Source organism: Phycisphaerales bacterium (assembly GCA_029268515.1).
GTDB lineage: Bacteria > Planctomycetota > Phycisphaerae > Phycisphaerales > SM1A02 > JAQWNP01.
Genome location: JAQWNP010000012.1, coordinates 64,287 through 90,474, shown reverse-complemented (window position 1 = coordinate 90,474; position 26,188 = coordinate 64,287). Strand labels below are relative to the sequence as shown.

Here is a 26,188-nt window from a genome sequence, read left to right as displayed (position 1 = left end):
CTTGTTTATGACTTGGTTAACATTATTTCATGGGCCCTTGCGCTGACCTGAGCGATCGAGAAAGACCCATTCTCATCGATCAGTACAGCCTCTTCTGCCAGGTTAACCGTCGGGCAGATATGCTCAGGAATCAGCGACAGTAGTTCGCCGCGTTTAGGTACTTCGCCATGAGTTCTAAAAGGTAGGTGTTCTTCGCTTGGATGCATCGCAGTGAGATCAGGGTATTCAAGTGCAACGCAGCAGGGGTCCCCAATCTCTGCAGCAATAGACTTCGAGCCCGCATTTGTTGTAATGGTATCCGTGGTGGGTTGGCTGATGGCTCTTGTACGTAGAAGTGCAGCGGGGCGTAGATCTAAATTCTGAAGGGCTCGTTGGCTTTGGGCGTCATGGAAAACCACGGTACCGGGTGAGATTCGGTGATTGGTACCGTCCAGTAGTTCGAAGGGCCCATAGGCAATCGCGTCAAGAAAACTCAAAGTACCGCTGGTGAGTACTTCAGGGCATGGCAAATTTTCATCTCTTAGATTGTTAAGTAAACAGACAAGCCGTGCATACCCATCAAATGCAAGCCTGCGGCGCGTAGAAGCTTCTTCGTTTCGAATATGGCCTTCGTAAAAATGGATGCCTCGAAAGCGATCGCCGCTCTTTCTCACGATTGAAAATATGGTCTGCTCATCTTCCAGTGGCATGCCGCTACGGTTCATGCCAGAGTTGACATCAATAAACACGCCAATAGAAGGTCCAAGGGCATCAATTGTTTCCAAGTCTTCGCATAGGACGCTTACGATGGTCTTGGGGAATTCTTCTGCGAGTTGTTTGAGCCGTTCAAGTTCAGAACACGCTAGAGGATGCGCGATCAGTAGGTCAGCATCATCGATCTTAAGATCAGATAGCACTTGCAGTAGGGTGTGGGCTTCGCGTGTCGTGGCGCACTTAAAGTGTCGGACGCCCGCGAGACACAGCATCTGATAGATCTTAGGAATTTTTGTGGTCTTCAAGTGGGGGCGCCAGCGACTGACGTCTCCCGATAGGGCTTGAATAAGGCAGTTGATATTATGGCGAACGAGTGGCAGATGAATTGTTAATGCTGGAGTCAGCATGTTCTCCGTGAGTTGGGGGGGGAGTTGGTAATCGGCTAATTCCAGGTGTTCAAAAAGCGTCATCGGTTTGGTAACCTATTTGTATAAAGGTTGATTGTTTACACTGATGCAAACCAATCCACCGCTGTGATGGGCTTTTTAAGAAGCATCAGATATTATGATCGGGTTTGGAAAACTATCTGTCAAAGGTAGTGTGATCGTCAATCTCGCTGCCATAGAATTCTTCGGAGGTTCCAGGTGTGGTCCATCATGATCTAAACTCGCTGGCGCAACAGAATATTGAGATGGTGAGGCTGTTGTGGTGTGATCTTGTCGGTATTACTCGTGGTATCGCCCATCGGATTGATGGACTTCAGGCATCGCCATGGGCACCATTTGCAACAGTCGAAATGGCTTTGGGTGTCATGGTTGATCAGCCAAAGTTGGACTGCCCGATACCCACGACTGGTCAGGTATTTCTTCATCTTGATGAGTCGAGCCTGAGGGTGCTGCCCTATGCACCTGGACATGCCAGCGCTTATGGGAATCTGCTGGATGAAAATGCTCAGCCATGGCAATTCTGCCCGCGTACTTTTCTCCAGCGGCAGGTTGAAAGGCTCGGCCAGATGGGGCTCCAGATGCAGGCAGCTTTTGAGAGTGAATTCGTGCTGTTTACGCCAACTGAGGAAGGCTTGTCTCCAACAGACCATCATTCATATGCGTCGGTGCAATCACTCAATATGAAATACGCGGTACTTGAGGCTATGAGGGCTGCCCTCACAGTACAGGACATCAAGGTATTAGGATTGTTGGCAGAGTCAGCTTCTGGCCAGCATGAGGTTGTTATTGAGCATTCAGATCTTCTTCAGGCTGCTGATCAGCAGCTAGTCGTGCGCGAGACCGTGCATGCGATAGCACATCAGCATGGAATGGTCGCATCATTTTTGCCCGTTTTATTTTCTGAAGAGGGCGGTAATGGTTCGCATGTTCACTTCAGTCTCTGGCGCGATGGGGTCAATGTTACTGGTGATCCGGAAAGTGCCTCAGGTCTTTCCAGTTGGACCCAACATTTTATGGCGGGTGTATTGAGGCATCTGCCGTCGATGCTGGCAGTGACCACACCAACAACGAATTCATTTCGTAGGCTGCAGCCAGGGCATTGGAGCGGTGCTTTCCAAGGGTGGGGCTTTAACAACAGAGGTATGCCGCTTCGGGTTCCGACACAACCGGCGCCAAAGCTTCCTTCAAATATCGAATTCAAGTCGTGTGATGCGACAGCGAATCCTTACTTAGCCTTAGGGGTACTGCTTGCTGCGGGAATGAATGGCCTTGAAGAAAGCAGTGTGCTGGGTAAGCCGGTTCCAACTTTTCCAGAAGCAATGTCTTCTGAAGATCTTAAGGCACTGGGGGCTGTCAGGCTGCCTGATTCGCTGGCGAAATCACTCAATCACTTTGAAGAAAATCGTGTCTTTGCAAAGGCTATGGGTGATGATCTCTTTGAGTCTTATCTTGGTATCAAGCGTGATGAGGTGAAAATGTTCTCATCCCTTTCACTTGAAGATGAAATTGAGTGTCTTTTAGATCGGCATTGATAATGCTGGCATGCGGGAGTTTAAGTTAACGTGCGATCCATGATGGGCCGGCTGTTATTTAAGTGTTATGCCAGCGCAGAATCGCGTCATTTTGGTGCCCGGCATCAAAGTCAATATGTTGGGCAGCATCGGTGGGCGTTCTATGAGTCTGGTCCAGATGATGGTCATCCCATTATCGTGTTTCATGGTCTGGCAACCGACAAAACAATGATGCTTCCAGTATGCAAGCAGCTTATGGATCGTCATAAACTCATTCTTCCTGATGTTCCGCCTTTTGGTGAGCACAGTGTTGACTCATCGATTTGTTATGACGAATCTTTCTATATCAAGGCACTATGGGGTTTTATTGATTCAATTGTGCCAGAGCCAAACAAACCCGTCACGCTCATGGGTTCATCAATGGGTGGTTGCTTGGCAGTTCTGCTGGCCTTGGCTCGGCCACAGGATGTTGACCGACTCGTGCTTTTTGCACCAGCGGGTGTCATGGCTCCGGAGCCATCACCGTTTATTAAAAAAGCTCAAGCCGACCACTCGCAACTTCTGATTCGAGATCTGGATACCTTTGATTCCTTTTTGTCGGTTGTATTTCGAAACCCGCCCCGATTACCCAAGCTATTGCGGTGGTGTGTCGCAGCAAAGTTTGCTCAGGAAATGGATCGCGTGCTGAAAGTCTATGCAGATTTTAGAGAGATGCTTTTTGATGGAATTCGCCATCGGCTTGGCGAGATCTCAGTGCCCACTCAGCTATTGTGGGGCACCCATGACGACATGCTCGATAGCTCCACGGCTGATATTTTTGAGCAGGCAGTCACTGATATTGAGGTGATCCGGCTGATCAATGAGGGGCACGTCATGTTCCGCGAGAATCCACAAGCCACCTTCCAAGAGGTCAGGCGGTTCCTGAGATAGGTTTATGGGCCTGTGAGCGATGCCTGCGGCCCATCCTCGTCATGCACGGTTATACTGATGGGCCTGCCAGGTCGCCGCCGCGTCAAATGACGGGCAATTGTCATGGGGCCTGAAACATGTTGCTGTCAATTTGGAGTTCGATTCATGAAGCTACCCATTGTCTTTGCCCTGACCATGCTATTTGGAGCATCAACCGCGCTGGCTCAGAATACGCCACCAGTGCCAGGAGGCGATGCGCCGACTACCCAAGCTGATGCCAAAGCCCCTGCATCGGATATGAAAATCACAGTTCTGAAGGTTGGAGAGAATCCCGCAGAATTGCGAATGAAGCCCGTGGCTGGTACGGATGTGACGCTTACAGTCACAACCAAGATGTCGATGACGACGAAAATGGGTGACAATGCCCTGCCTGCACAATCAATTCCAACATTGGTCATGACACTTAAACAGTCAGTCGAGTCAGTTGATCCTGATGGCACTGCACACTGCAAAGTTACATTTACTGCATTCCAGGTCAAACAGGAGGCAGGTGATACGCCAGGAATTGGTGACATGATTGATAAGATGATGAAGGGTCTGATCAATCTAAGTGGTGACTTTACGATCAGTGATCGCGGCATCTCTTCCCCTGTTAATTGGGTCTTTGGTCCAGATGTTGCGCCAATGATCCGTTCTCAAATGGAGAGTATGTCGCAGTCGATGGATCAATTCAGTCTGCCGCTTCCAAAAGAAGCGATTGGTGAAGGTGGTCAGTGGAAGATCGTTGGTCAGATAGATACGCAGGGCATTAAGCTAGAGCAAACACGGACAGTGACACTCAATAAGCGAAATCAATCAATTCTTGATTTGACAATTGATGTTAGTCAGACTGCGAAGCCACAGGATGTCTCTATGCCAGGCGGCCAGAAGATGCATGTAGATAGCATGTCAGCGACTGGTACGGGGCAGGTGACTGTTGATTTGGCAATGCTTGGGGCTACAAGCGGTATGTCTGAGGTGAAATCTCATTCGAAGATGGAAATAGAGGCTGGCCCTGGAGGGAAGCAGACATTAGTTCAGGATGCGAGTATTACAGTAAAGATCGATACCGCACCTTCAACGAGTTCATAATAAATCTCATCAGCTCTATTGAGAGTTGGTCATGTAAATCAAAGAGAACGGAGCGGCGTGCCAGGAAACGCCGCTCTTGTTCATTTTGGGATTACGCCTTGAGACATGAGCCAGGCGATCGCATCAGGGAGCACCATATGCACGATGAGAACATGCCCGGCTGTTGGTACCAGACGTGATCGAATGTCTGTCCCAGCTCGCTGTGCTTGCTCAATGCGTTCTTCAGCAGCTTTGGCTGGAACCATCCAATCATTCTCTGCAAGATATGCAAGGGTCGGTGGGATGGTTGCATTTTCAGGAATTCGGCCATCGCCTGCGATAGCGCAGATTGCAGCGATGTCACCAGGGCGTTGCGCTGCGAGTGTCATGGTCGTCATCGCGCCAAGTGAGTGTCCCAGCAAGTAGACACGATCATGGTCAATTGAGTACATGTTTGCGACGTCTTCAAGCAGTGCATCAAGATAATCAGCTGATTGCGCCAGCTCATAAGTTCGTGGTGAAACGAGCAGGAATCCATGCTCATCAGCGAGTGTTTTAATCGTGCCACCACCGTAGCCCTCTGGAAAGAGGTGCTCATTTCCGCCCATTCCATGTAGCGCAATGATGACCGGTAATGGGCTGTCTTGGCTTTTGTTTATCAGCGTTTGAGGCGCATAGATTCGGTAGGGTAGCTTTCCTTGAGCACAGTTGATTAAGAACCAGCGATCGCCCGTCGCATTTTCGTAGGGGTCGATGCCTGATTTCAGAGCAGTCAGCTCTTCATCTAATTGGTTTGCAAGCAAACTTCTATCGAGTAGATGGTCGTCAAGCCGGCTCGGATGGCGAAAATCCCTGAGCTGAGCATTGCGATCAGCAAAACGAGAGGCTGGGCGAGTGAGCTCTGGTGGCAGTGGGGCTGCTTTTTCTAGTTGGGCGTTTTGTGATTGGCGTTGTTTGCTAAGCGGTTGGCTGTACAAATAAATTTGCCCAATAGGTATTTCGATTCCATCTTGGCACAACAATGAAATGCCGATTGGTCCAGTCGAGCCTGCCAGATCGTAATTACTGAGTTGGACCGGCATACTCACATTCCAGGAGCCATCCGATGAGGGGGGGAGTTCCAGGGGCTGTTGCCACCTGAGCTCTCCTTGCGGTGACCTGAGACGAAGCATGTAGCTCAGTGAGGATTCTGTCGGCTGACCGAGGCTATAGCGGCTGGTCAATGTGAGTTCTTTGGGTGGAGTGCCTGTCGCTTCGATGCTCAAGCTGGCCGCTGCCATGTGTGCTGTTTCTGGGGTAGCTTTAACCATCTCAAAGAGCACTGCCTGGTCAAGAAGGCGTAATGCGCGCTCCATATCACGTCCAAAAAGCGCTCCAACCGCGCGATCAACCTGCTCCTGAAGTGGGGCGAGGTACTCTGGGGAGCGGGGCATCCTCTCCAGGAGCTGCTCGAAACGAATGTAGGGGTAGACGCCATCAGCAATGGTCAAGGCCGCAGGGGCTCGACTTTGTCCAACGGCGCTGACTTCTGCCCCAACGATGGCGAGTAGGAGTAGGCCTGCTGTTTGAAAATGGGTCAACCAGGGTGTTTTTTTCATGGTTTAGAGAATGCTAAGACAGTGAAATTGAGTGTGGGGCTCTTGTGAGCCCATGCTGAATTCGGTTCCAGGCCGCAACGTTTGATTCTACGTCATGGGGCATCTGCGGTTCGCTGAGATTCTCCTGATGGCGGCAAACTAACCCCTTTTTTTGAGGACTCAAAGCGGTGATTCGGGTACAGTACGATTGAATCATGAGGCCCAGGCTTCTTGGGGTGGGACGCAAGGATGCAACGCTATTTAAGGACAACCCACTAAGCAGCCGGTAGATACTGGCAAGGTACAAGATTCATGACCAATATTATGACCACTGCAAGGACGCAGACACCACTCCCTGAGGCAGTCAGAGAGCTTCAGCCGCGCGCGCGACGCGGGACTAGGCCTTTGGTGCGCGAGGCAGAAGAAATGACGCCCGTTTTAGCCTCCATAAGCTCATCACACGACCTGGACTACCACCTGGACCGATTTGAACAGACCGCGCTTGTCATTCTGTGGGACTATGGAGTCACAGGGGCGCCTTGGGATCTACCTCGTGATCAGCGCGCCCTGATTCAGGGGATGACAAGAAAGAAGCGAGATTTCTACCTATCGCTCTACTACGACGCTCGTGCATTAATGCACTGCATTACCAAGCTACGATTTCAGGTCGCAGAGGGTAAGTTCGATGAGACGTCAATTCTTGAGTCGATGCAGGCGGGTGCTTTGGCTGAGAAAATTCTCGAGCGTGAAGCACAGACAGGTATTCTTACTGGTCCGGCTCGGGTTAAGTTTGCCCAAGCTCGGCAGCAGTTGAGACGTGATACAGAGCGTCAAAACCAACGTGTATTACATGCACTTGATACCTATGAGAGACTCCAGGCCAATGGCTACGAGCCACGACAAGCACAGGCTCGAGTTGCCGCTCACTTTGATGTATCTCCAGATACGCTTCGGAGTTGGTTTGCTAGAGCGAGAAAAATTCGCCGCGCATCAACGAGTTCTTAGGCATTACGTTACAGCTTGAACAGTCACCGGAACTGACTTAGAGATTGGTGTATTGCTGCCTTGCGCTGTCCGCTCTAGTGGGACAAGCATGTTTGTTTCCGGGTAATAGGCGCCTACGCAGCCAGCGGGTATATCGTAGGGAACGACGCTAAAGTTCTGTACGCAGCGAGTTCGGCCTTCGATATTGCAGGTGATGTTGACATGTTGCCGAGCTTTGAGTGATCGGGCGGCCATGTCATCTTTGTTCATGAAGATGACGCGGCGATCTCCGTGTATTCCACGGTAGCGGTCATGGAGTCCGTAAATAGTAGTGTTGAATTGATCATGGCTGCGAAGTGTGGCCAGTAGAAGCTCTTCGCCTTCGGCATGAGGCGCAAACGGCTCGGCGCACATAAACCGAGCCAGGCCATCAGGTGACACGAACCAACGATCACGAGGGGGCACCGGTAGGTAAAAACCTTCAGAGGTCGAGCTTCTGCGTGTGTAATCTTCACAATCAGGCACGACCTTGCCAATAAGGTCACGGATCTTGTTGTAGTCGCCAGTCAGTTCGAGCCAGGGGACTGGATTGAGTGGGCCAAGTGTTGCTGCGGCCATATGACAGATGATTGATACCTCGCTGCGGAGGTCAGGTGATGCTGGTTCCAGCTGTCCATGCGAACGGTGAACTTTGCTCATCGAGTCTTCGACGGTGATGTACTGTGTGCCGCTTGCTTGTTGATCAGTCTCGGTTCGGCCTCTGCAGGGAAGAATCAGCGCACGCTGTCCGGTGACAAGGTGTGAGCGATTAAGCTTGGTTGATATTTGCACAGTGAGGCGGCATCGTTGAATCGCCTTGGCTGTGAATCCTGTATCAGGCGAAGCGGATAGAAAATTACCGCCGAGCGCAACCAGTACATGGGCTCGGCCATCTTGCATTGCCATAATTGACTCGACAACATCCAAGCCTCGTTTGCGTGGTGCTGAAAAATGGCACGTTTTGTCGAGCGCATCAAGAAACGCTTCTGGCATATTGTGGCCAATGCCCATGGTGCGATTGCCCTGCACATTACTGTGTCCTCTTACTGGGCAGAGGCCCGCCCCTGGGCGGCCAATGTCTCCGCAAAGCAAACATACGTTGACAATTTGTTGTAGAGTTGGGACTGAATGGACATGTTGTGTGAGACCCATTGCCCAGCAATAAATAGTGCCTTTTGATTCAGTAATAATGTCAGCTGCCGCTTCAATTTGCTTGCGGCTAAGCCCGCTCAGTTCCTCGAGGGTTGGCCATTGCAGATTGGCAACCTGATCTTTGAGTGTTTCAAATCCTTTGGTGTGCTCCGCAATAAATGCATGATCAATCTTGCTATGAGCGCCCCCATCTCGTTCGATAAGTAATTTGGCAATGCCTTGAAAGAGCGCTTGGTCGCCGCCGAGACGTACCGGCAGGTGCAGGCTTGCAAGTGGGGTGGTAACCCCAAGCATGCCCTTTAGTTCCTGGGGATGTCGAAAGCCAATGAGACCGGCTTCAGGAAGTGGATTGACGGACACGATCTTGGTGCCATTGCGGGCGGCTTTTTGTAAAGCGCTGAGCATTCGGGGGTGATTCGTGGCAGGATTCTGTCCGATGACAAAAATAGCGCCTGCTTCTTCGAAGTCTTCCAGTCGCACCGTTCCCTTTCCGATGCCAATTGTTTCACCTAGGGCAACGCCACTTGATTCATGGCACATGTTTGAGCAGTCAGGCAGGTTATTGGTGCCTAGGGCTCTTACGAAGAGCTGGTAGACAAAAGAGGCTTCATTGCTGGCGCGGCCAGAGGTATAGAAAAGCGCCTCATTCGGATCATCAAGCGATTTTATTTCCTCTCCGATAAGCGCGTAGGCATCCTCCCAAGAGATTGGCTGGTAGTGCGTTCTGTTGTGATCAAGAAGCATTGGATGGGTGATTCTGCCTTGTTTTTCAAGCCAGTGATCCGACTGTCGTGACAGCTCGTTGATGCTGTGTGTTTTGAAAAATTCGGGTGTGATCCGTTTGCGTGTTGCTTCTGAAGCCACTGCTTTGGCGCCGTTTTCGCAGTACTCAAAGATAGACCGATCCTGATCTGGATCTGGCCATGCGCAACTAGGGCAGTCGAAGCCATCCTTTTGGTTGATGTTTGAGAGCACTTTGAGTCCACGAAGGAGGCCCGGTTCACGTGACTGGTGTTGCATCGCCGCTGTGACGGCATGTACTCCAGCGGCATGTTTCATTGACGGCTTAATGGTCAGTTTCTCAGAGGACACCCCTGATTCGATCGAGACATCACGGACGTCATTGTTCTCGTTCTTTTTCAAAGTTGATTCTCCAAGATCTGAGCTTCACCCGTATAAATGGTCAATCGATTCTTTCGAGCAAAGCCAATGAGGGTCATGTGGGCGGCAATTGCGTAGTCAACAGCAAGTGAAGATGCGGCGCCGACTCCAATGACAATTCGAAGGCCAGCGATATGGGCCTTGTGCACAAGTTCATAGCTTGTTCGGCCACTGACTAGTAGGACAAAGTCGTTAAGCGGTAGCTGTTGTTCGAAGAATTTCTTTCCAATAAGTTTGTCTAGAGCATTGTGTCGGCCAATATCTTCATGGGTCGAAAGTAGGTGCCCTTGGCAGTTTCCTATTGAGGCAGCATGTAAGCCGCCGGTCGCCTGAAAAATCGCTTGGTTTTCCCGAAGGTGGTCAATGAGTTGTTGAATATTGTTGGCGCTAATATTGGGTGTGGGGCTTGTCGGTAACTCATCACTAGGCATTTGAAGGTCATCTGGGCTCACGGTGGCGCAGACGCCACAGCTTGAATGCACATGCCCTCTACGCAACATTGGTTCGCGGGCACGGGTGACGCCTTGCCGTAGTTTTATGACAACCTTATCGACGGTCGCTGTTTGTGATGGAGCTGGCACCACTTGTACAGACTCAATATCACTTCGCTGGCGTATCAATCTCTCGGTAAAAAGAAGGCCAATTCCAAGATTGGCGTCCTCGCCTGGAGTTCGCATGGTGACAGCAATATTTTCGCTTCTGATGACGCCACGAGACCAGTCTTCTAGCACGACGGTGAGCGGTGACTCTACAGCAAGATCATCTTGAAGACCCATCGTTGTTACGCCATTGATGCGCGTGACTTGACATGTCTGGGTGGCATTGTGAACTTGATTCACCAAGACCTTCCTCTGTTAGCTAAAATGAACCTTGCCTACCGTTTATCATACTGAATTTGGCCTTTCGGCGAGGTGGCTGTGAGTTCTCTACACTGGGTGACTGTGAAGTTCTTGCTTCTTATTTTGGGCTGCTCGCTCACTGTCTTTTCATGTAGCAAGCCCCCGCCACCCCCAACCGTCGGCGGGCTGGCTCTGGTTGCTCATGCGAACTGTCTTGCTTGTCATCAGGCAGGGGAATTTGCTCCTTCTGATCTGGTGACAGGAATGATGCCAGGCCCTCGGCTTGATCAGGTTGGGGCTCGGCTTTCTCCTGAATATCTGTATGACTTCTTGGTGAATCCATCAGCGGTTAAGCCAGGCACGCCCATGCCCAACGTGCTGCATGGTCTAGAGGTGCATATTTTAGATAGCACTGTCGGGGATCTGGTTCAATACCTTGTCGCTCGCGGTGGCCCACTCTTAGACACCGATACTGAAATCGATGCATACTTAGTTGCGGAAGGGCAAGGACTCTATGAAACAATTGGATGTGTGCCTTGTCATGATGCGGGGATTGATCCAACTCGTTTAGCACGCCAGACGACACATGCAAGCCTCTCAAAGTTCTTGAAAGATCCAAATCACATACGTCCTGGTGGTCGCATGCCTGACCTAAGCCTGACTCAATCAGAGGCAGATGCAATTGCTGCGTATCTTTTGCGAGAGCAAGCTGGTGAACAACTGTCGCCGCTTCCTGGCCTTCGATGGTTTGCCTATGAGGGACATTTTGATGATGGTCCACTAGAGCTTGACGGTTTAGAGCCGGTTGATAGCGGCGTTGCTGATCGTATTACAGCGGGGCCAGCGCCTCGGGAGGATCACTTCGCGCTTCGCTTCCAAGGCACCATTGAGATACCCCAAGAGGGCACTTATGTATTTGCAACAAACAGTGATGATGGATCATGGCTTTGGATAGATGGGCAATTGGTGGTTGATAATGGCGGCATTCATGGAATGGCATGGCAAGAAGAAGAAATTGAGTTAAGTGCAGGCTTGCATGAGATCAGAGTGGAAATGTTTGAGGGTAGCGGCGGGCAAGGGCTGGAAGTCTTCTGGTCCGGCCCGGGATTTGAAGAAAGACTATTAGAGGGTGAATCACTTCGTCATCTAGGTACGAGGCTGGTCGCACCATCTGGAGCCATCACACTTGACCCGGCTCGTGTGGATCGAGGTCAAACGTACTTCGTCACGTTTGGTTGTGCCCAATGTCATGAACCCGAGGCTCATGATCAATCTGTTTACCGATCGGCCACTTCATGGCAGAATTTGCCAGCAACAATGACGGGATGTCTTGCAGAGAAGCCACCATTAATGTTGCCAGCCTATCCATTTACTGATGAAGCGCGTCAGGCAGTGCTGGGTGTGTTGGCGGCACGCGGCGCAATACCCGGGGGGATAAGTCCTCAAACAGAAGTGGCCTGGCGGATGACGGCCCTTGGCTGTGGGGCATGCCATGTACGCGAGGGTATTCCACATCAACCATCAGATAAAGCGATGCTCGCATTTGTTTCAACTGTTGAGCTTGGTGATGAAGGGCGTGTGCCGCCAAATTTAACAGATGTCGGTCACAAGTTAGAAAAGCCGTGGATTGATCATGTCTTGGCCACTGGACAAAAGGTAAGGCCTGGCATGTCTACGCGAATGCCTCGTTATGCGCCCCAGCAGATACAGGCCTTCGCATCTTTGTTAGAAGAGGCAGACTCAACTCCACGTGATACAGTCCAGCCAGTATTCCAGCTAGAAGATGTAGAGATTGGCCGGCAAATAGTTGGAACATCTGGATTGTCTTGTACGACGTGCCATGATGTGGCTGGTCACCAAGCATCAGGCGTATCTTCTGTCGATCTGGCGGGGATACATGGGCGGATCAGGCCCGGTTGGTTTCATGAATTCATGATGGATCCGATGTCAAAGAATGCTCAGACTCGAATGCCTAAGTACTTTTCAAAGGATGCGGCCATCTTTCCTCATCTTGCTGGGGGTAATCCAGAGCAGCAGATTGATGCCATATGGAACTACTGTTCGTTGGGAGCATCGATGCCATTGCCTGATGGGGTCAATGTTGATCGGGGGGAATTCGATATTGTCCCAGTTGATGAGCCCCGTGTGGTCGGTGTATTTATGGACGCGGTAAGTCCTCGGACCCTGGCAGTTGGCTACCCCGAGAAGCTCCATTTTGCCTTTGATGCTCAGTCTGCGCGCTTGGCACAAGTGTGGCGAGGTGAGTTCATCAATACGCAAGGTACTTGGGAGGGAAGAGCTGGGGAACTGGAGTTTCCAGATGGCGCTGACCTTAAGGTCATGCCAGCTGGGCCAGCGTTAGCGCGACTCGAAGATCTTGAGACTGTTTGGCCAGAGGCTGACGACGCATCTTGGCAGATGGCATCTGTTTCATATGATGCCAAGCGACGCCCTAGTTTTCTTTATAAATTAGATGAGGTGACCACGAGAGAGTTGCCTTTGCCTGTCGTGCATCGTGGTGGCACTCGGCTCGTGCGTCACTTTGAAGTTCGTTCTTCTCAGGCTGAAGAGGGGCTTTATCTTAGGGCAGCAGTTGCTGACGAAATACGTGAAGCCTCAACAGCTAAATTTCAAGTAGGTGAGCAGGAATGGATTTTCTTGCAAGGATCTGGAGGTGTTGTGCGTCAGATGGGATCGCAGCAAGAGCTTCTTGTGCCACTGGAATTTTTGTATGACGGTGAGAATGAGGCTGGTGATTATGTAGCAAACTTGACAGTGGAGATGGCGTGGTGATGTGGATTCAAATACTCATAGCTACGATGGCTCTAACGGTGAAGACTCACGAGCATGATTACTACACGATCTCCACGATTCGAGAACCAGATGATGTGGTTCTCGAGGTTGGGGGAATTGCTGTTCTTGGCCCCGATGAAATTCTTGTGTCGACGCGCCGCGGCGAGGTTTATCGTGTGCGTGATCTTGATGCCTCTGAGCCAACTTGGACACTCTTTGCTGAAGGGCTTCAGGAGCCACTGGGATTACTGAATCACGATGGTTGGATTTATACTGTGCAGCGCGGCGAGCTTAGTCGTATGCGCGATCAGGACAATGACGGTCGCATGGATGAATTGCAGACGGTTTGCGATGATTGGCGAATCAGCGGCAACTACCATGAATATGCCTTTGGGCCCAGATTAGATGGGGCAGGTAATTTTTGGATTACGCTGAATAAGCCATTTGGGTCAGAGCCGTTTGGTCGCCAGCTTTGGCGTGGCTGGGCGGTATACGTGACGCCAGAAGGAGAAATGGTGCCCGCTGTTGCAGGGCTGCGTTCTCCTGCTGGCGTGCAAGGCAGTCCAGAAGGTGAAATGTTCTATACCGACAACCAAGGAGAATGGTGTGGTGCGAGTAAGCTCGCCCATTTGGCCGAGGGTGAGTTTCATGGGCATCCGTGGGGCATCGATTCAGCGCATGATCCTCGCTCACGTGTTGAGCATCCGGGGACTATTCCGGATGGTCTTTTGATGCACGAGGTTGTGGAAGAAGTGCCTCATTTTAAGTTGCCCGCGATATGGTTTCCTTACGGCAAGATGGGCAAATCACCGGCTGGTATGGTCTGGGATACCACCGATGGAAAATTCGGTCCATATCAGGGGCAGGTCTTTGTTGGTGACCAGCATGATTCGTCACTCTTGCGCGTTGCACTGGAAAAAGTTGATGGCCACTGGCAAGGCGCATGCTTTCCATTTCTAAAGGGACTGGATAGCGGTGTCATTCGTGTGGCGTGGATGGATGATGGTTCAATCATTACAGGGTCGACCAATCGTGGCTGGGCATCGCTTGGCAACAGGCCCTACAGCCTTCAGCGTGTCGCCTGGAATGGAAAAGTTCCATTTGACATTCAACGGATGTCATTGACGAAAGATGGATTTCAATTACGTTTCACAAAGCCTGTTGATGTAGAGACGGCGGCGGACCCGTCGTCGTATCGGATGCAGAGTTACACGTATAAACTTCATAGTCCCTATGGGAGTCCAGAAGTTGATCAGAAGACGCTCAAGATTCGTTCCGCAGAAGTCTCTCCGGATAGGCGCGAGGTGCACCTCTCTGTTTTTCCGCTGCGAGAAGGATATGTTCATGAGCTCATTGCAGATGGCGTCCGCAGTGAAAGCAAGCAGCCATTGTTACATTCTGATGCTTACTACACGCTTATCCGTTTTCGTTCGTCGTCCGACGGCGAAGAGGCAGGGCCAGCGGTAGGGCCGCCAGAATGATGACTGCTGCGGGTTCGGGTACTGGAATCGCCGAGAAGTTGATCTCAACCTGCGCATTGTCGTTGGCTTGTAAGTCGAGCGTGTAGGTCCCTGGTCCTAAAATCTGTTTCAGATCTTCATCTAAATTGCCAGTACTGATGGTTCGCTCCCAGATCGAATCTCCAGTATTTGTTTCAAAGAGCCCGGCATAGGCCACTTGTCCGGTCACGTTCATGTTCAGTGAAGCAAGTAACAACTGGTTATTTGTAAGTCCAAAGTTGACCTGGCCACTGAACTCTGTCAGAGAATCCGTAGATTCAAGTTGCATCGTGAAAGTTTCAGGGAGGTATTGAAACGAGCCATTGCCGAAGATCGATGAGCTGATCGAGAGTGATGCAGCATTGGCGGGTCCACTCGCTGAAGCAGATGCATTGGCTCCTGCACTCGATTGCATGTTGATAGAGGCGTCGTATAAAACAAAAGAAGCCGTTGCGGTTGTTGTGGTCAAGAGCATTGAGCAGAGCAGTAGCGCAGGGCGGATCATCGGCGGTCTCCATATTGGTTGGATGCGCTGGCTCCGCCGGCTGCTAAGTGGGTCTGAGGAGGTTCTTCGGTCCAACAGCCTCTTTTTGGTGAGAAAACAAGCATCACATGGTGGCATCGAGGTAGATTGCATCGAATGGATTCCTACCTGAGCATTGCTGGGCCCAGCTATGGCGAAATCGAGAAGATCAAGGGCTCTCGTTTTCTTTCGGCAGCCTTTCCACTAAGCGCAGTCAGCGATGCAGAGAAGGCCCTCGATACCGTGCGTAAAGCCCATCAGGGGGCGACGCATCATTGCTACGCATGGAGAATCGTTGTTCAGGGGCAGAAATCTTCAGATGACGGTGAACCCGCTGGCACAGCTGGTAAGCCAATTGCTAGTCAAATTGCCGGCCATGAGCTTTGGGACGTGCTGGTGGTGGTGGTGCGGTATTACGGTGGCACCAAACTTGGCACTGGCGGCTTGATACGTGCTTATGCAGCAGCTGCAAAAGCAGTGCTCACTGATGCTGTCTTTGTAGAACGTCGCAAAATGGCGACACTACGCGTCACCCATGCATATGAACATGCCAGTGCGATTGCGGCAGTGATTGCTCGTTATCAGATAGAGATCGTTGCTCGTCGTTATGACGTTACGACTTATCTTGAGTTGAGCGTGCCTGAGGTAAAGCTCCGTCTAGTGATTGCGGATCTCCGGGACGCAACCAGTGGCCAGGCCATCATAGAATCACTGTCTTGAAATCAGTGATGAGATGAAGGTCTCGTCAGGGGCGGCGTAGTCGCGCGTGAAGTCGGTCGAGGGCAGCTTCAATGGTCTTTTCGCTTTTGCAAAATGCAAATCTCACAAGATTCTCTCCATGCTCTGGATTCGCATAGAGTGCGCTTGCTGGTATTGCTGCGACGCCAACTTCTTCAGTCATATAACGGCAGAACATTCGATCTGATGGAAAGCCAAATGCGCGGTGATCCACCAAGACAAAGTAGCCAGCATGAGGCTTAAATACAGTGAAGCCCACATTGCCTAATCCTTCCATCAGCAAATTTCTACGATGGTTAAATGTGCTGCATAATTCAGTGAAGTAGTCGTCACTGCAAGAGAGTGCTGTGGCAGCAGCCCATTGAAGTGGCGGAGGTGCTGAGAATGTGAGAAATTGATGGGCTGCTCGAACGGCTAAAGACAGTTCTGGTGATGCAATGGCCCATCCTATTTTCCAGCCAGTCATCGAGTAAGTTTTTCCGAGGCTGGACAAGGTGATGGTTCGATTCCGCATTCCAGGCAACGTGGCCATGCGAATGTGTTCCCGCTCGTAAGTGAGATGCTCATACACTTCATCAGTGATGACGATGAGATCTCGCTTTTGAGCGATCTCGGCAATTGCACTGAGTTCTTCTCTTGTGCAAGCATGGCCGGAGGGATTGTGCGGTGTATTGACAATGATTGCACGCGTTCGCTCATTGCATGCAGCATCAAGTTTCTTTGCGTCGATCACAAAATCGGGTGGTGTTAGAGCGACAAATCGGGCAGTTGCCCCTGCAAGGCAGATGCATGGGACATATGAATCATAGCTAGGCTCAAAGACAACAACCTCATCACCAGGCTCCAGTAATCCCAGGAGTGTGGCAGCAATTGCTTCTGTGCAACCAGATGTGACCGTGATTTCGGTTTGTGGATTTGTTTCGATGCCCGAGTCTTTTTTGAATCGACCCGCGATTGCTTCAGTGAGCGCTGGAAGTCCAGCCAGGGGTGCATATTGATTCGACTTGTTATTAATCGCTTCAATGGCGGCATCTTTAACAAACTGAGGCCCATCAAAGTCTGGTGCACCTTGGCCTAAATTCACGGCTTTATGTTGTTGGGCCAGGCGGTTCATTTCAGCAAAGATTGATTCGCCAAAGCCTCGAAGCCGTTTATTGACATAAATTTTATGTGAATGTGTGTCGATATCAGGGTCTTTCATGCCCGTAGCCTAGCAGGTGTAAAACTATTTTCATTCGCTTGGTAGTGGTGAAAGATCATGGTGGACAGTAAGATTCAGGCTTCACCCCCTCAATGCAGGAGCATTAATGTGAGTACTCATCCGCGTATTTTGGCCATTTCAGGAAGTCTACGAAAACACTCTTGTAACAAGATGTTGCTTGAGATTGCTGCGATGGGCGCAAGAGAGGCTGGTGCGGAAGTGACCATGCTTGAGCTGAACGATCTTCCACTGCCACTTTATAACCAGGATATCGAGGACAGTATGGGGGAGCCGTCTGAGGTTGTTGAACTCAAGAAGATGTTTATGGCTCATCAGGGTCTTCTCATCGCATCTCCGGAGTACAACGGGTCACTCACAGCAGCTCTTAAGAACTTGATTGATTGGGCCTCACGTGCAGATCAGCAGCATCCACCGCTGGCTTGTTTTTCGGGAAAGGTTGCTGGCATCATGTCAGTGTCACCAGGGAAAATGGGTGGTTCGCGGGGATTAATGCACCTTCGCACCATACTGCAAGGCATTAAAGTCCAAGTCTTGGCTCATCAAATTTGTATTGCAGATTCATCTCGCTCTTTTAATGAAAAGGGTGGGCTTGTTGAGCCATCATTCGATCAGGGGACACGAATGTTGGGGTCACAGGTCGCTCATCAAATTAAAGAAGCTGCAACGTCCGCTGCCTGAGAATATCTATGCACGGATCAATTAAGAGTGTTGGCGCTAGCTTGCTAAAGCGTATCGATATGAGTCACTCTTGCCTCTCTGCGCGCAGAGGAACTGATCGAGATCATCTGGTGAGTCTAATGTTTCATGGCATCTCAGCCAGCGAGCAAGTGCTTGGTGGATATGGTGATGATCAGCTGGTTAATACAATTGATGAATTTGCCGAGGTCATTGAGTATTTTCATTCACAAGGGTTTCAATTTCTGCGATGTGCGGATCTCTTGGCCGATCTGCCCAGAAATGGCCGGTTTGTTCATCTGAGTTTCGATGATGGATATGCCAATAATCTGGCGGTGCTTCCAGTGCTGGAGCAATTTCAAGTGCCTGCCACGTTCTTTATTGCCACGGGACATATTGAAAGTGGTGATGCATTTTGGTGGGATGCGGTGTATCACGTCGGATTAGAACAGGGGCATGGGCGAAGGCAAATTGATCGTCTGCAACTGGAGATAAAAAATCAGGCTCCCCGCGCATTTCATCGGTCTCTTGATACTCTTTTTGGAGATGGGCCAATCAGGCCGCAAGGAGATCATGATCGCCCTATGACGATTGATGAGCTCAAACAATTAGCAGCTCATTCTTTGGTCGAGATCGGCAACCACAGTCACAATCACTACGCACTGCCGCATTGCACGCCTGAAGTTGCTGTCCAGCAGATCACCGATGCTCAAGAGTGGCTGGTTGATGTGCTGGGGCAGCCAGCGAAGGCTTTTGCATATCCATATGGGTATTGGGATAAGACCTCGATTCAGGCAGTTGCTGCCGCGGGCATTCAGCTGGCGTTCGGGACTCATGGTGGGCGTGCAAGAATACCCATCCAGGGCCATTGTCAGCGGTCGATTGGTCGCTATGAGCTCAAGACCGGGGATCCAATCAATGGACAGTGCCGGATGATGCGGTCACCATGGAGTGTCTTCGACTTCGCTCATAAAGTGTTGATCAACAAGCACTGAGAGCCAGTTCCTGGCTATGATATGCCTTCGTGCGGGCCCTACACATCAATGACTATGCGGAGAGCAAGGGCGGGGCCGAGGCTGTGATGGCCTCCACACTGCATGCGCTGAGAGAGCAGGCCGTTGATGTGGACTGCTTCACGGTAGCTGATGTTGCATCACACCGTCGCACGCCTTGGTCATATATCAGTAACGGGCCTGCCGCGCGGGCTTTGTCGAAACGGCTGGAGTCATTTCGTCCGCAGATTGTCCATCTACACAATTTCTATCATGAACTTTCTCCTGCCATTCTTGTTCCGATCATGCGATTTAAAGCATCTGGATGTCGGGTGGTCATGACCGCCCACGATTACCATTTGCGTTGTCCCGATCCAACGCTGCGATGGTTTAATCAGGAGGGTGCTCACCTGATTGATCCACAAAGCTCAATCAATTGGCGGCGTTATTGGGCAGGCCGCTGGGATCAGCGTGGGTTTGGCTATCACCTATTGAGAACGTTTCAGCATTATTGGAACTATGGTGTGCGTCATCGTCTAAAGACCATTGACTGCCTTCTCTGTCCAAGCCACTTTTGCCTCGATGTGATGTCAGTGCTCGGTATTCCTTCTGAATACCTGCCTAATCCCGCGCCTTCTCCTGAGAAATGTTCAGAGTATGAAAGAGCAGACGTGCCGACGTTGCTTTTTGCAGGAAGATTAGAACCAGAAAAGGGTGTCGAGCAAGTTGTTTCAATTTGGCCTAGAGATCATCAGGTGCGTTTGGAAATCATTGGCGAAGGTTCGCGTCGCGGTGCAATTGAAGAGTTGATTGTGCGACGCGGTCTTGAGAACAGTGTGCTCTTGCGTGGTCATCTCGAGCAGTCAGAGGTGATGGATCGTATGGGTAGGGTGCATGGTGTCCTCTTGCCATCTCGCTGTTACGAGAGTGCGCCCAATGTGTTGGTGGAGGCCTTAAGCCGTCGAACCCCCGTCTTGGTTTCTAACTTAGGTGGCATGGCAGAGTTTGTGCGGGAGACAGGTGCTGGATGGACCTTTGAACTGGATGATGAGATCAGCCTCAGGACTGGTTTGGCTGAGATTGAGAATGTCTGTCGTCTGCAGCGAAGTCCAATTACTGATCCTGAGCCGCTTCTATCGCCACGAAGTAGGCAAGCCTATGTCAGTCGCTTGATCGAGGTCTATCAGTCGTTGATTCAGCCGCGTCGTGAAATGAGAGAGGTCTCATGAAGCGTCTGCTATTAGTAACACCATTTTTCCCACCGCAGCATGCTGCAGCATCTCTTCGTACGGCCTCGTTTGCGAGTGCCTGGTCAGAGCTTGGCGCCGATGTCACAGTGCTCACAACGAAGAAGCGCCATGATCAACAAGGTATGCCATCTGTATTCGCAGGTGTTGATGTCCAGGAGATTCCTTTTAAGGTCAAGGGATTTGTTGAGCGGGCTCGGGCAGGTCATAAGCGTGAACAGCTTGATGAACGAAACGCCAATCAAGCCCAGGAGGGAAAAGCCGCAAAGGTGAAGCGATGGACGGGGGCGTATAGCGCCGCTCGTATGCCAGATGTGACTGATGCATGGGTCGGCCCAGCGGTTGACTGGGGAAAACGCAATGGACCTTGGGATATTGTGGTTAGCTCCATAGGTCCGTACACGGCGCATCTGGTGGCATTAAAACTAAAGCAAGCAGGTGTCGTAGGCCAATGGGTCGGTGACTATAGAGATCTTTGGACAGGCAATCATATCTACCATGGATTGTTTCCATTCACGATCAAAGAAAAGTATCTTGAGCGTCGATGCCTAGCGGCCATGGATCACGTCACTGCCGTGAGTAGCCCATTGGCCAGCTGGCTGCGTCAGAGGAGCAAGGCGCCCATCCATGTTGTGCCAAATGGATTTGATCCCGCTATCGAACGTCCTGTGGAGCCATCTGCCGAGAACTCGCGTGTCTTCCGGCTTGTTTATACAGGATCTATTCATCAGCGCGGCCAAAGCCCAGAACCGTTGCTGAAGGCACTTAAGATTTTGGATGGCAGGCGAGACAAAGCAATGCTTCCAATTCAATTGGTTGTCGCAGGATCAAGTGAATCTCTGTGGCGTTCGCATGCCATTCAACTAGGGATTGAGCACCTCATTGATGGTCGAGGTTTGCTTTCTCAAGAGGAGTCATTGTGTTTGCAGGCGAACGCTAATGCATTAATTGTGCTTGATTGGAACCATGTAGATGCTGGTGTCTTGACGACGAAACTCTGTGAATATCTGCCTTGTGATGCGCCTGTGCTGGCGATTGGAGGTCGCCTTGGTGAGGGGGATTGTGTTATTGCGCAAGTCCTTCAAGCAACTGGTCGTGGTGTTCATTTAGGTGATAATGAGTGTCATATTGCTGAAGTGATTGAATCACTTCTGGCACATCCTGACGCATTAGGATTGGTTAAGAATGAGGCTGAAATCTCCGTTTATGAAAGGCCTCGGATTGCAAAAAAAATGTGGGGTATAATCGCCGCTGATTAGCTGCAGGAGTGGTATTCACGGTGTCTTGGAATTGGCATTTTTAGAAGAGAAAAAAATGAAAAGTCTCGTGAAATTGGCTTTCGTGTCTTGTTTTATATCCCTCTTTTCAGTGGCGGTTTTTGCAGACGGGATTTCTCAGGATCGTATTGATCGGTTGGATAAAACACTGCAGGAGTGGCAGACCGAATATAAGATCCCTGGCCTCGCAATTGCTGTCATCTATGATAATCAACCTATTCTGATGAAGGGATATGGTTTTGCAGACATCAAGTCGGAACGCCCTGTAACGCCTGAAACCATTTTTGCAGTCGGGTCAACAACGAAGGCATTTACATCAGCATTAATTGCGATGGAAATTGATCAGGGCGTGATGGCCTGGGATGATCCGATCACTAAGTTTCTTCCTGACTTTCAGCTACAAATTGAAACGGATGATCCCGATGCCAAAGTGCTGATGACAGATCTCCTCTCGCATCAGACTGGCTTTACGAGAATGGGATTGCTGTGGGCTGGTGGGCAGGCAAGTGACAAGGTGATCATGGAGACGGCGATTTCTGCTGAGCCTCTGGCGCCATTTCGTAAACGATTCCTTTACAACAATGTGATGTACATGGTTGCCGGTCAGGGACTTGCTCAGGCAGCCGGTCAATCCTGGCGTGCGCTTTTGGAAAGCAGGATTTTTAAGCCGCTCGGTATGACCAGTTCCACTACTTCGGTCAAGGAGGCTCAAAAAGATGATCGTTTGGCCACGGGCTACTACTGGAATGATGAGAAGTCGATATTTAAAACAGTTCCGATGCGCGATCTTCTTAGTGTGGCGGCTGCTGGTGCCATCAATTCAAATGTCAAAGACATGGCTCAGTGGTTGCGCTTGCAGTTGGGGAAAGGGCAGTTCAATGGTACCCGTCTCATTGATGCCGCGCGATTTGATGAGATGTGGGAGGGCCGGATCACCATTGCAGGTGAGACAGAGTACGGACTTGGTTGGATGGTACACAACGAAGGGGACGATCTAATCCTAGAGCATGGCGGTAACATTGATGGATTTGCAGCATCAGTTGCAATCCGGCCACAAGATGGTCTTGGCTATGTGCTGTTGTGCAATGTCAGCGCTACTCCTTTGCAAGCTATGTATGAGACCGTCTTCGATTTACTACTAAACGATCAGGTTGATGAAGAGCCGGCTCTTCAAGTTGTCGAGCCCTTGGAAATGCTTGAGCCATATGTGGGTACATATAAAGCGAACTTTGGCCCATTCGTTAACGCTGATTTTGTAGTTTCGGAGAGTGAAGGCAATTTGTATATCGATGTGCCTGGTCAAATGAACTACCAGTTAGTAGCACCAGATGATCAAGGTCGTCGCTACTTCGCGATGACGCGAGAGATCTTTGTGACGTTCGATGAGAATAATAAAGGTGATGTCTCGGCTTTGCGCATGCACCAGAATGGTCTTGCTTTTGATATGCCTAGAGAAGGGGTGCTCTTGATTCCGGAGATTCCAATCTCCTTGCTAGAGCCTTATCTGGGGACCTATGAAATGACAGAGGAGAATGAGGGTCCGGTCTTGACCGTCTTGATTCAGGGCTTAAGGCTGGCCGTCGATGTGCCTGGGCAGATGATCTATGAACTTGAGTCGCCAGATGAATCAGGAAGGAGAGCCTTCCGGGTAAAGGAGAGCATTGGCGTGGTGTTCAAGGATGGCCAGACGCCTCATTCGATGACAATGTTGATGGAACAGGATGGGCAGATCAGAGAATTCCATCGCACCAAAACGGCCGAAGGAGCGACGTTGCCAACCCTGGCCGAGCTGGATCAGCTGCGGGGGACCGCCAAGCGAGGGGAAACCTTGGCTTCTTTCGGGGTGCTTGGAATGGAGTGGGCCATCAATATGAAGCAATCGGGTGTCTCTGGTGCCGCCAAGCATTGGCTTGCGGGTACTGATCGGGCTCGGACTGACATCGATTTTGGGATATTTGGTTTGATAGAAATGGCAGTCGATGGAGATACGGCTTCAGAGCGATCAAGTTTTGAGCCATTCAAACAACTGTCTGGCCGTCTATTGCGCCAGGCCCAACAAAGTCATCCAGGTTTCTTTCTTGGTGACTGGCATGACTTCTATGAAAATATCACCGTTGTTCGAAGAACAACATTAGAGGACCAGCCGGCTATTCTTTTGTTGCTCGAAAACGATGGGGCGCCCTCAGTTGAATGTTATGTTGATTCCAATACAGGTGATGTTCTACAGTTCGATACGGTTGCCATTCAGCCGGGCATGGGCGAGTTTCCAGTGTCAGTTCTATTGGCAGACTACCGAGAGGTTCGTGGATTGAGAATTCCTCACGTGATGACAACAAAGACGGTTGAAGCAGGGGATATGATCATGAGCCTCCAAGACGTTAAAACCAATCTCAAGATTGGGGACGGTATCTTTCATCTGGTGCCGCGAGAAAAAGAGCACGCGACACCATAATTTTGAGAGACTCAGACGGGAGCCTCTTTTGGATTGGATCAAGCAAAGAGTTCATATAGGCAAATTCCCGACGCCAGTCTTTGATGCTGAGCGTTTGCGCCCCGGACTTTGGATCAAAGATGATGGCTGTTGTCACAACCTTGTGGCTGGTAACAAAGTTCGAAAATTAGAGTATTTATTCGCGCAAGGTGATGGTCCTGTCGCCACGATGGGGGCCGTCGGATCACACCACATCCTGGCCACAGCAGTGCACGGCGCTCGTTTAGGTCGCCCCGTGAAGGCCGTTGTGTTTGGTCGTCCTTTTGACGAACATGCTTCCCAAGTCTTGGCAGCGACGTTGCCACTCGTGTCAGTCGAAATGGCGAAGAATCAACTGCAGGCATTCAAGAAGCTACAGCAACTTGGGCGGTATGGAGCGGTCATTCCAGCGGGCGGATCGAGCCCGGTCGGCGTTTTAGGATTTGTGGCAGCTGGTTTGGAGCTAGCGCAGCAGATTCGGCTGGGCCTTTGCCCTGAGCCAAGAAAGTGCTTTGTGCCGTTGGGTACTGCAGGTACCGCTGTGGGATTGGCAATGGGCTTCCATGCGGCAGGCCTCGAAACAAGAGTGATCGGGGTTCGTGTGGTGCCCGAGGCATGGCTCTCCGTTCAGCAGATAGAGCAACTGGCACGGGACACATCACGAATCACGAAAACTGATGCTATGGTTCCTGAGATTAACAATAGATTTCTGGGTGCAGGGTATGGCCATCACACTGCCTTAACTCAGCGAAGTGTTGCTCTTGCTCGCAGTATGGGGTTCGCGTTAGAGGAAACCTATACCGGAAAAGCCCTTGCCGCAGCGCTCGATGACTCAGGTGGACCGGATCTCTATTGGCAAACCCACTCGACGCAAAGTCTCTCGCCATTGCTGGCAGGAGCGCCAGTACCCAAGCCTCAGCAATGGGGGTGGACATCAGGTGTCTTTGCTTGAGGTCATGGTCTCGAGTCCGAACTGGACTTTATCAAGGCCTAAGGCTTCATGAGCAGGACTGCATCGCAAGCCAACAGTCCAGTCGAGCACTTTCAGAAGAAGGAAAGAAACCCCGCCACTCCAGACCAGTACATAGCCAATGCCTCGAAGCTGATCCAAGAGCTGGGCAGCATTACCATTGAATAGGCCATTGCCTCCTTCGGGATTGACTGCCAGTGTGGCGAAGAGCCCAGTTGCGATGGCGCCCCATATCGCGGAAATGCCATGTACGCTAAAAACATCTAAAGAGTCATCACACCCAAGTCGCTCGTTGATGATGTACATGGCTGTGTATGACACGCAACTGGCAATGGCTCCAATCACCAGTGATGCCATTGGTGTGATATAGCCACAAGCCGGCGTGATGGCGACCAGTCCTGCAACCATGCCTGCTGCTAGACCTGGTCCTGTGATTCGTTTTAATCGGCTGTATTCAATTGCGATCCAAGCGAGCCCGCCCACAGCGCTCGCAAAGATCGTATTCACCATTGCGGTTGCAGCGATCTCGTTTGCGGCGCCGGCACTGCCAGCATTAAACCCAAGCCATCCAAACCAAAGAAGGCTGACGCCAAGCAAGCAGAAATGAAGATGTGGACCAGAAGGTCTTTCTGAGTGTTTGTGCCCGGCGCGAGGTCCAATGACACAGCCTGCAACAAAGGCTGCAGTCGCTGCATTCAAGTGCACGACCATGCCACCAGCAAAGTCAAGGGTGCCCTTGTTCTTCAGAGAGAAGAATGTATTTTCGCCAGGGTGGTTGCCCCAGAGCCAGTGTGCCACTGGGCAATACACCAAGATGATCCAGAGTGGAATAAATAAACAGAAAGCGGATAGATTAAGTCGTTCGGCAAAGCCCCCGATGACCAGTGCTGCGGCCACCATTGCGAAGGCGCATTGAAAAATCATATCGAGCTGCGAAGGAATGTTTATGCCAGGGTAGTTCCACATTTCCTTGAGGCCGACAAAGTCAAAGTTCCCAACCAGGCCACCAAGCATGTCCGGGCCAAAGGCCAGGCTATAAGCAAGAATAGGCCAAATTGTTCCAACCAAGCACATGACAAGAATAGACTGTACGACGATTGTGTAGGCATTCTTGCGGTGTACCAGGCCACCATAGAAGAAGCCAATGCCAGGTGTCATCATGAGAACGAGCGCCGTTGCTGTCAGCATCCATGCAATGTCCCCGTGGAGGCCAGTGTTCATGGGTGATGCAAGCAGAGGCATAGAAAATTCTTTCAGCATTTAAGACAGGTGTTCCCAGGTGCTCTGTAATGGTAACTTATCTGGCCAGCAAAATAAAAAACAAGAGCGTGGCCTAATCTATGTTGAGTTCTCTATTTTGT

The 26,188-nt window shown here is 50.8% G+C and carries 20 protein-coding genes; 13 read left to right on the top strand and 7 right to left on the bottom strand.

The genetic code is table 11. From position 1 onward, the window contains the following. Positions 1-5 precede the first annotated feature (5 nt). Positions 6-1,100 (bottom strand): alanine racemase, encoded by a 1,095-nt coding sequence (locus P8J86_08995; GenBank protein MDG2054831.1) that lies wholly within the window; start codon positions 1,098-1,100, stop codon positions 6-8. Between the two features lie 239 nt (positions 1,101-1,339). Between P8J86_08995 and P8J86_08990 the strand changes: the two genes are divergently transcribed. The 3 genes from P8J86_08990 to P8J86_08980 all read left to right on the top strand — a co-directional run bounded on the left by P8J86_08990 (position 1,340) and on the right by P8J86_08980 (position 4,690). Then, positions 1,340-2,671 (top strand): glutamine synthetase family protein, encoded by a 1,332-nt coding sequence (locus P8J86_08990; GenBank protein ID MDG2054830.1) that lies wholly within the window; start codon positions 1,340-1,342, stop codon positions 2,669-2,671. A gap of 39 nt (positions 2,672-2,710) precedes the next feature. Beyond that, entirely contained in the window at positions 2,711-3,580 is an 870-nt protein-coding gene (locus P8J86_08985) for an alpha/beta hydrolase (GenBank protein ID MDG2054829.1), read from the top strand. 144 nt (positions 3,581-3,724) lie between these two features. Continuing rightward, complete coding sequence (locus tag P8J86_08980; GenBank protein MDG2054828.1) at positions 3,725-4,690, top strand: DUF6263 family protein; 966 nt, start codon at positions 3,725-3,727, stop codon at positions 4,688-4,690. 80 nt (positions 4,691-4,770) lie between these two features. Here P8J86_08980 and P8J86_08975 read toward each other — a convergent pair whose 3' ends face one another. Next, a complete protein-coding gene (locus tag P8J86_08975; protein ID MDG2054827.1) occupies positions 4,771-6,267 on the bottom strand; it encodes a hypothetical protein in 1,497 nt (498 codons plus the stop codon). A gap of 291 nt (positions 6,268-6,558) precedes the next feature. On the opposite strand from P8J86_08975, the gene P8J86_08970 reads away from it, so the two are divergent. Continuing rightward, the gene (locus tag P8J86_08970; protein MDG2054826.1) at positions 6,559-7,251 is read left to right on the top strand and encodes a hypothetical protein; all 693 of its coding nucleotides are present in this window, start codon (positions 6,559-6,561) and stop codon (positions 7,249-7,251) included. A 3-nt stretch (positions 7,252-7,254) separates the two neighbouring features. Here the strand turns inward: P8J86_08970 and P8J86_08965 are convergent, their stop codons facing one another. Both P8J86_08965 and fdhD read right to left on the bottom strand, forming a co-directional pair. Then, the gene (locus P8J86_08965; GenBank protein ID MDG2054825.1) at positions 7,255-9,564 is read right to left on the bottom strand and encodes an FdhF/YdeP family oxidoreductase; all 2,310 of its coding nucleotides are present in this window, start codon (positions 9,562-9,564) and stop codon (positions 7,255-7,257) included. Further along, positions 9,561-10,421 carry a formate dehydrogenase accessory sulfurtransferase FdhD gene (gene fdhD, locus P8J86_08960; protein MDG2054824.1) on the bottom strand — a complete coding sequence of 287 codons (861 nt, stop codon included), beginning with the start codon at positions 10,419-10,421 and terminating at the stop codon, positions 9,561-9,563. The genes P8J86_08965 and fdhD overlap by 4 nt, the downstream gene beginning before the upstream one ends. A 78-nt stretch (positions 10,422-10,499) precedes the next feature. Here fdhD and P8J86_08955 point away from each other — a divergent pair, with 78 nt between their 5' ends. Both P8J86_08955 and P8J86_08950 read left to right on the top strand, forming a co-directional pair. Next, on the top strand, positions 10,500-13,214 hold the full coding sequence (locus tag P8J86_08955; protein ID MDG2054823.1) for a PA14 domain-containing protein: 2,715 nt from the start codon (positions 10,500-10,502) through the stop codon (positions 13,212-13,214). Continuing rightward, positions 13,211-14,695, top strand: a complete 1,485-nt coding sequence (locus tag P8J86_08950) for a hypothetical protein (GenBank protein MDG2054822.1) — start codon at positions 13,211-13,213, stop codon at positions 14,693-14,695. Before P8J86_08955 ends, P8J86_08950 begins: the two co-directional genes overlap by 4 nt. On the opposite strand, the gene P8J86_08945 is transcribed toward P8J86_08950, so the two are convergent. After that, on the bottom strand, positions 14,631-15,218 hold the full coding sequence (locus P8J86_08945; protein ID MDG2054821.1) for a hypothetical protein: 588 nt from the start codon (positions 15,216-15,218) through the stop codon (positions 14,631-14,633). The genes P8J86_08950 and P8J86_08945 overlap by 65 nt on opposite strands. 135 nt (positions 15,219-15,353) lie before the next feature. Here P8J86_08945 and P8J86_08940 point away from each other — a divergent pair, with 135 nt between their 5' ends. Then, positions 15,354-15,956: a YigZ family protein gene (locus P8J86_08940; GenBank protein ID MDG2054820.1), complete on the top strand. Its 603-nt coding sequence runs from the start codon at positions 15,354-15,356 to the stop codon at positions 15,954-15,956. A gap of 25 nt (positions 15,957-15,981) precedes the next feature. Here P8J86_08940 and P8J86_08935 read toward each other — a convergent pair whose 3' ends face one another. Further along, on the bottom strand, positions 15,982-17,175 hold the full coding sequence (locus tag P8J86_08935; protein ID MDG2054819.1) for an aminotransferase class I/II-fold pyridoxal phosphate-dependent enzyme: 1,194 nt from the start codon (positions 17,173-17,175) through the stop codon (positions 15,982-15,984). Positions 17,176-17,283: 108 nt separating this feature from the next. Between P8J86_08935 and P8J86_08930 the strand changes: the two genes are divergently transcribed. The 6 genes from P8J86_08930 to P8J86_08905 are packed head-to-tail and all read left to right on the top strand — an operon-like array spanning position 17,284 to position 24,809. Then, entirely contained in the window at positions 17,284-17,874 is a 591-nt protein-coding gene (locus P8J86_08930) for an NAD(P)H-dependent oxidoreductase (GenBank protein ID MDG2054818.1), read from the top strand. An 8-nt stretch (positions 17,875-17,882) separates the two neighbouring features. Further along, positions 17,883-18,866: a polysaccharide deacetylase family protein gene (locus P8J86_08925; GenBank protein ID MDG2054817.1), complete on the top strand. Its 984-nt coding sequence runs from the start codon at positions 17,883-17,885 to the stop codon at positions 18,864-18,866. 29 nt (positions 18,867-18,895) lie between these two features. Then, positions 18,896-20,092 (top strand): glycosyltransferase, encoded by a 1,197-nt coding sequence (locus tag P8J86_08920; protein ID MDG2054816.1) that lies wholly within the window; start codon positions 18,896-18,898, stop codon positions 20,090-20,092. Next, complete coding sequence (locus P8J86_08915) at positions 20,089-21,369, top strand: glycosyltransferase (protein ID MDG2054815.1); 1,281 nt, start codon at positions 20,089-20,091, stop codon at positions 21,367-21,369. The genes P8J86_08920 and P8J86_08915 overlap by 4 nt, the downstream gene beginning before the upstream one ends. Before the next feature lie 55 nt (positions 21,370-21,424). After that, positions 21,425-23,839 (top strand): serine hydrolase, encoded by a 2,415-nt coding sequence (locus P8J86_08910; GenBank protein MDG2054814.1) that lies wholly within the window; start codon positions 21,425-21,427, stop codon positions 23,837-23,839. A 28-nt stretch (positions 23,840-23,867) separates the two neighbouring features. After that, positions 23,868-24,809 (top strand): pyridoxal-phosphate dependent enzyme, encoded by a 942-nt coding sequence (locus tag P8J86_08905; protein MDG2054813.1) that lies wholly within the window; start codon positions 23,868-23,870, stop codon positions 24,807-24,809. Here the strand turns inward: P8J86_08905 and P8J86_08900 are convergent. After that, on the bottom strand, positions 24,792-26,069 hold the full coding sequence (locus P8J86_08900) for an ammonium transporter (protein ID MDG2054812.1): 1,278 nt from the start codon (positions 26,067-26,069) through the stop codon (positions 24,792-24,794). The genes P8J86_08905 and P8J86_08900 overlap by 18 nt on opposite strands. Positions 26,070-26,188 lie beyond the last annotated feature (119 nt).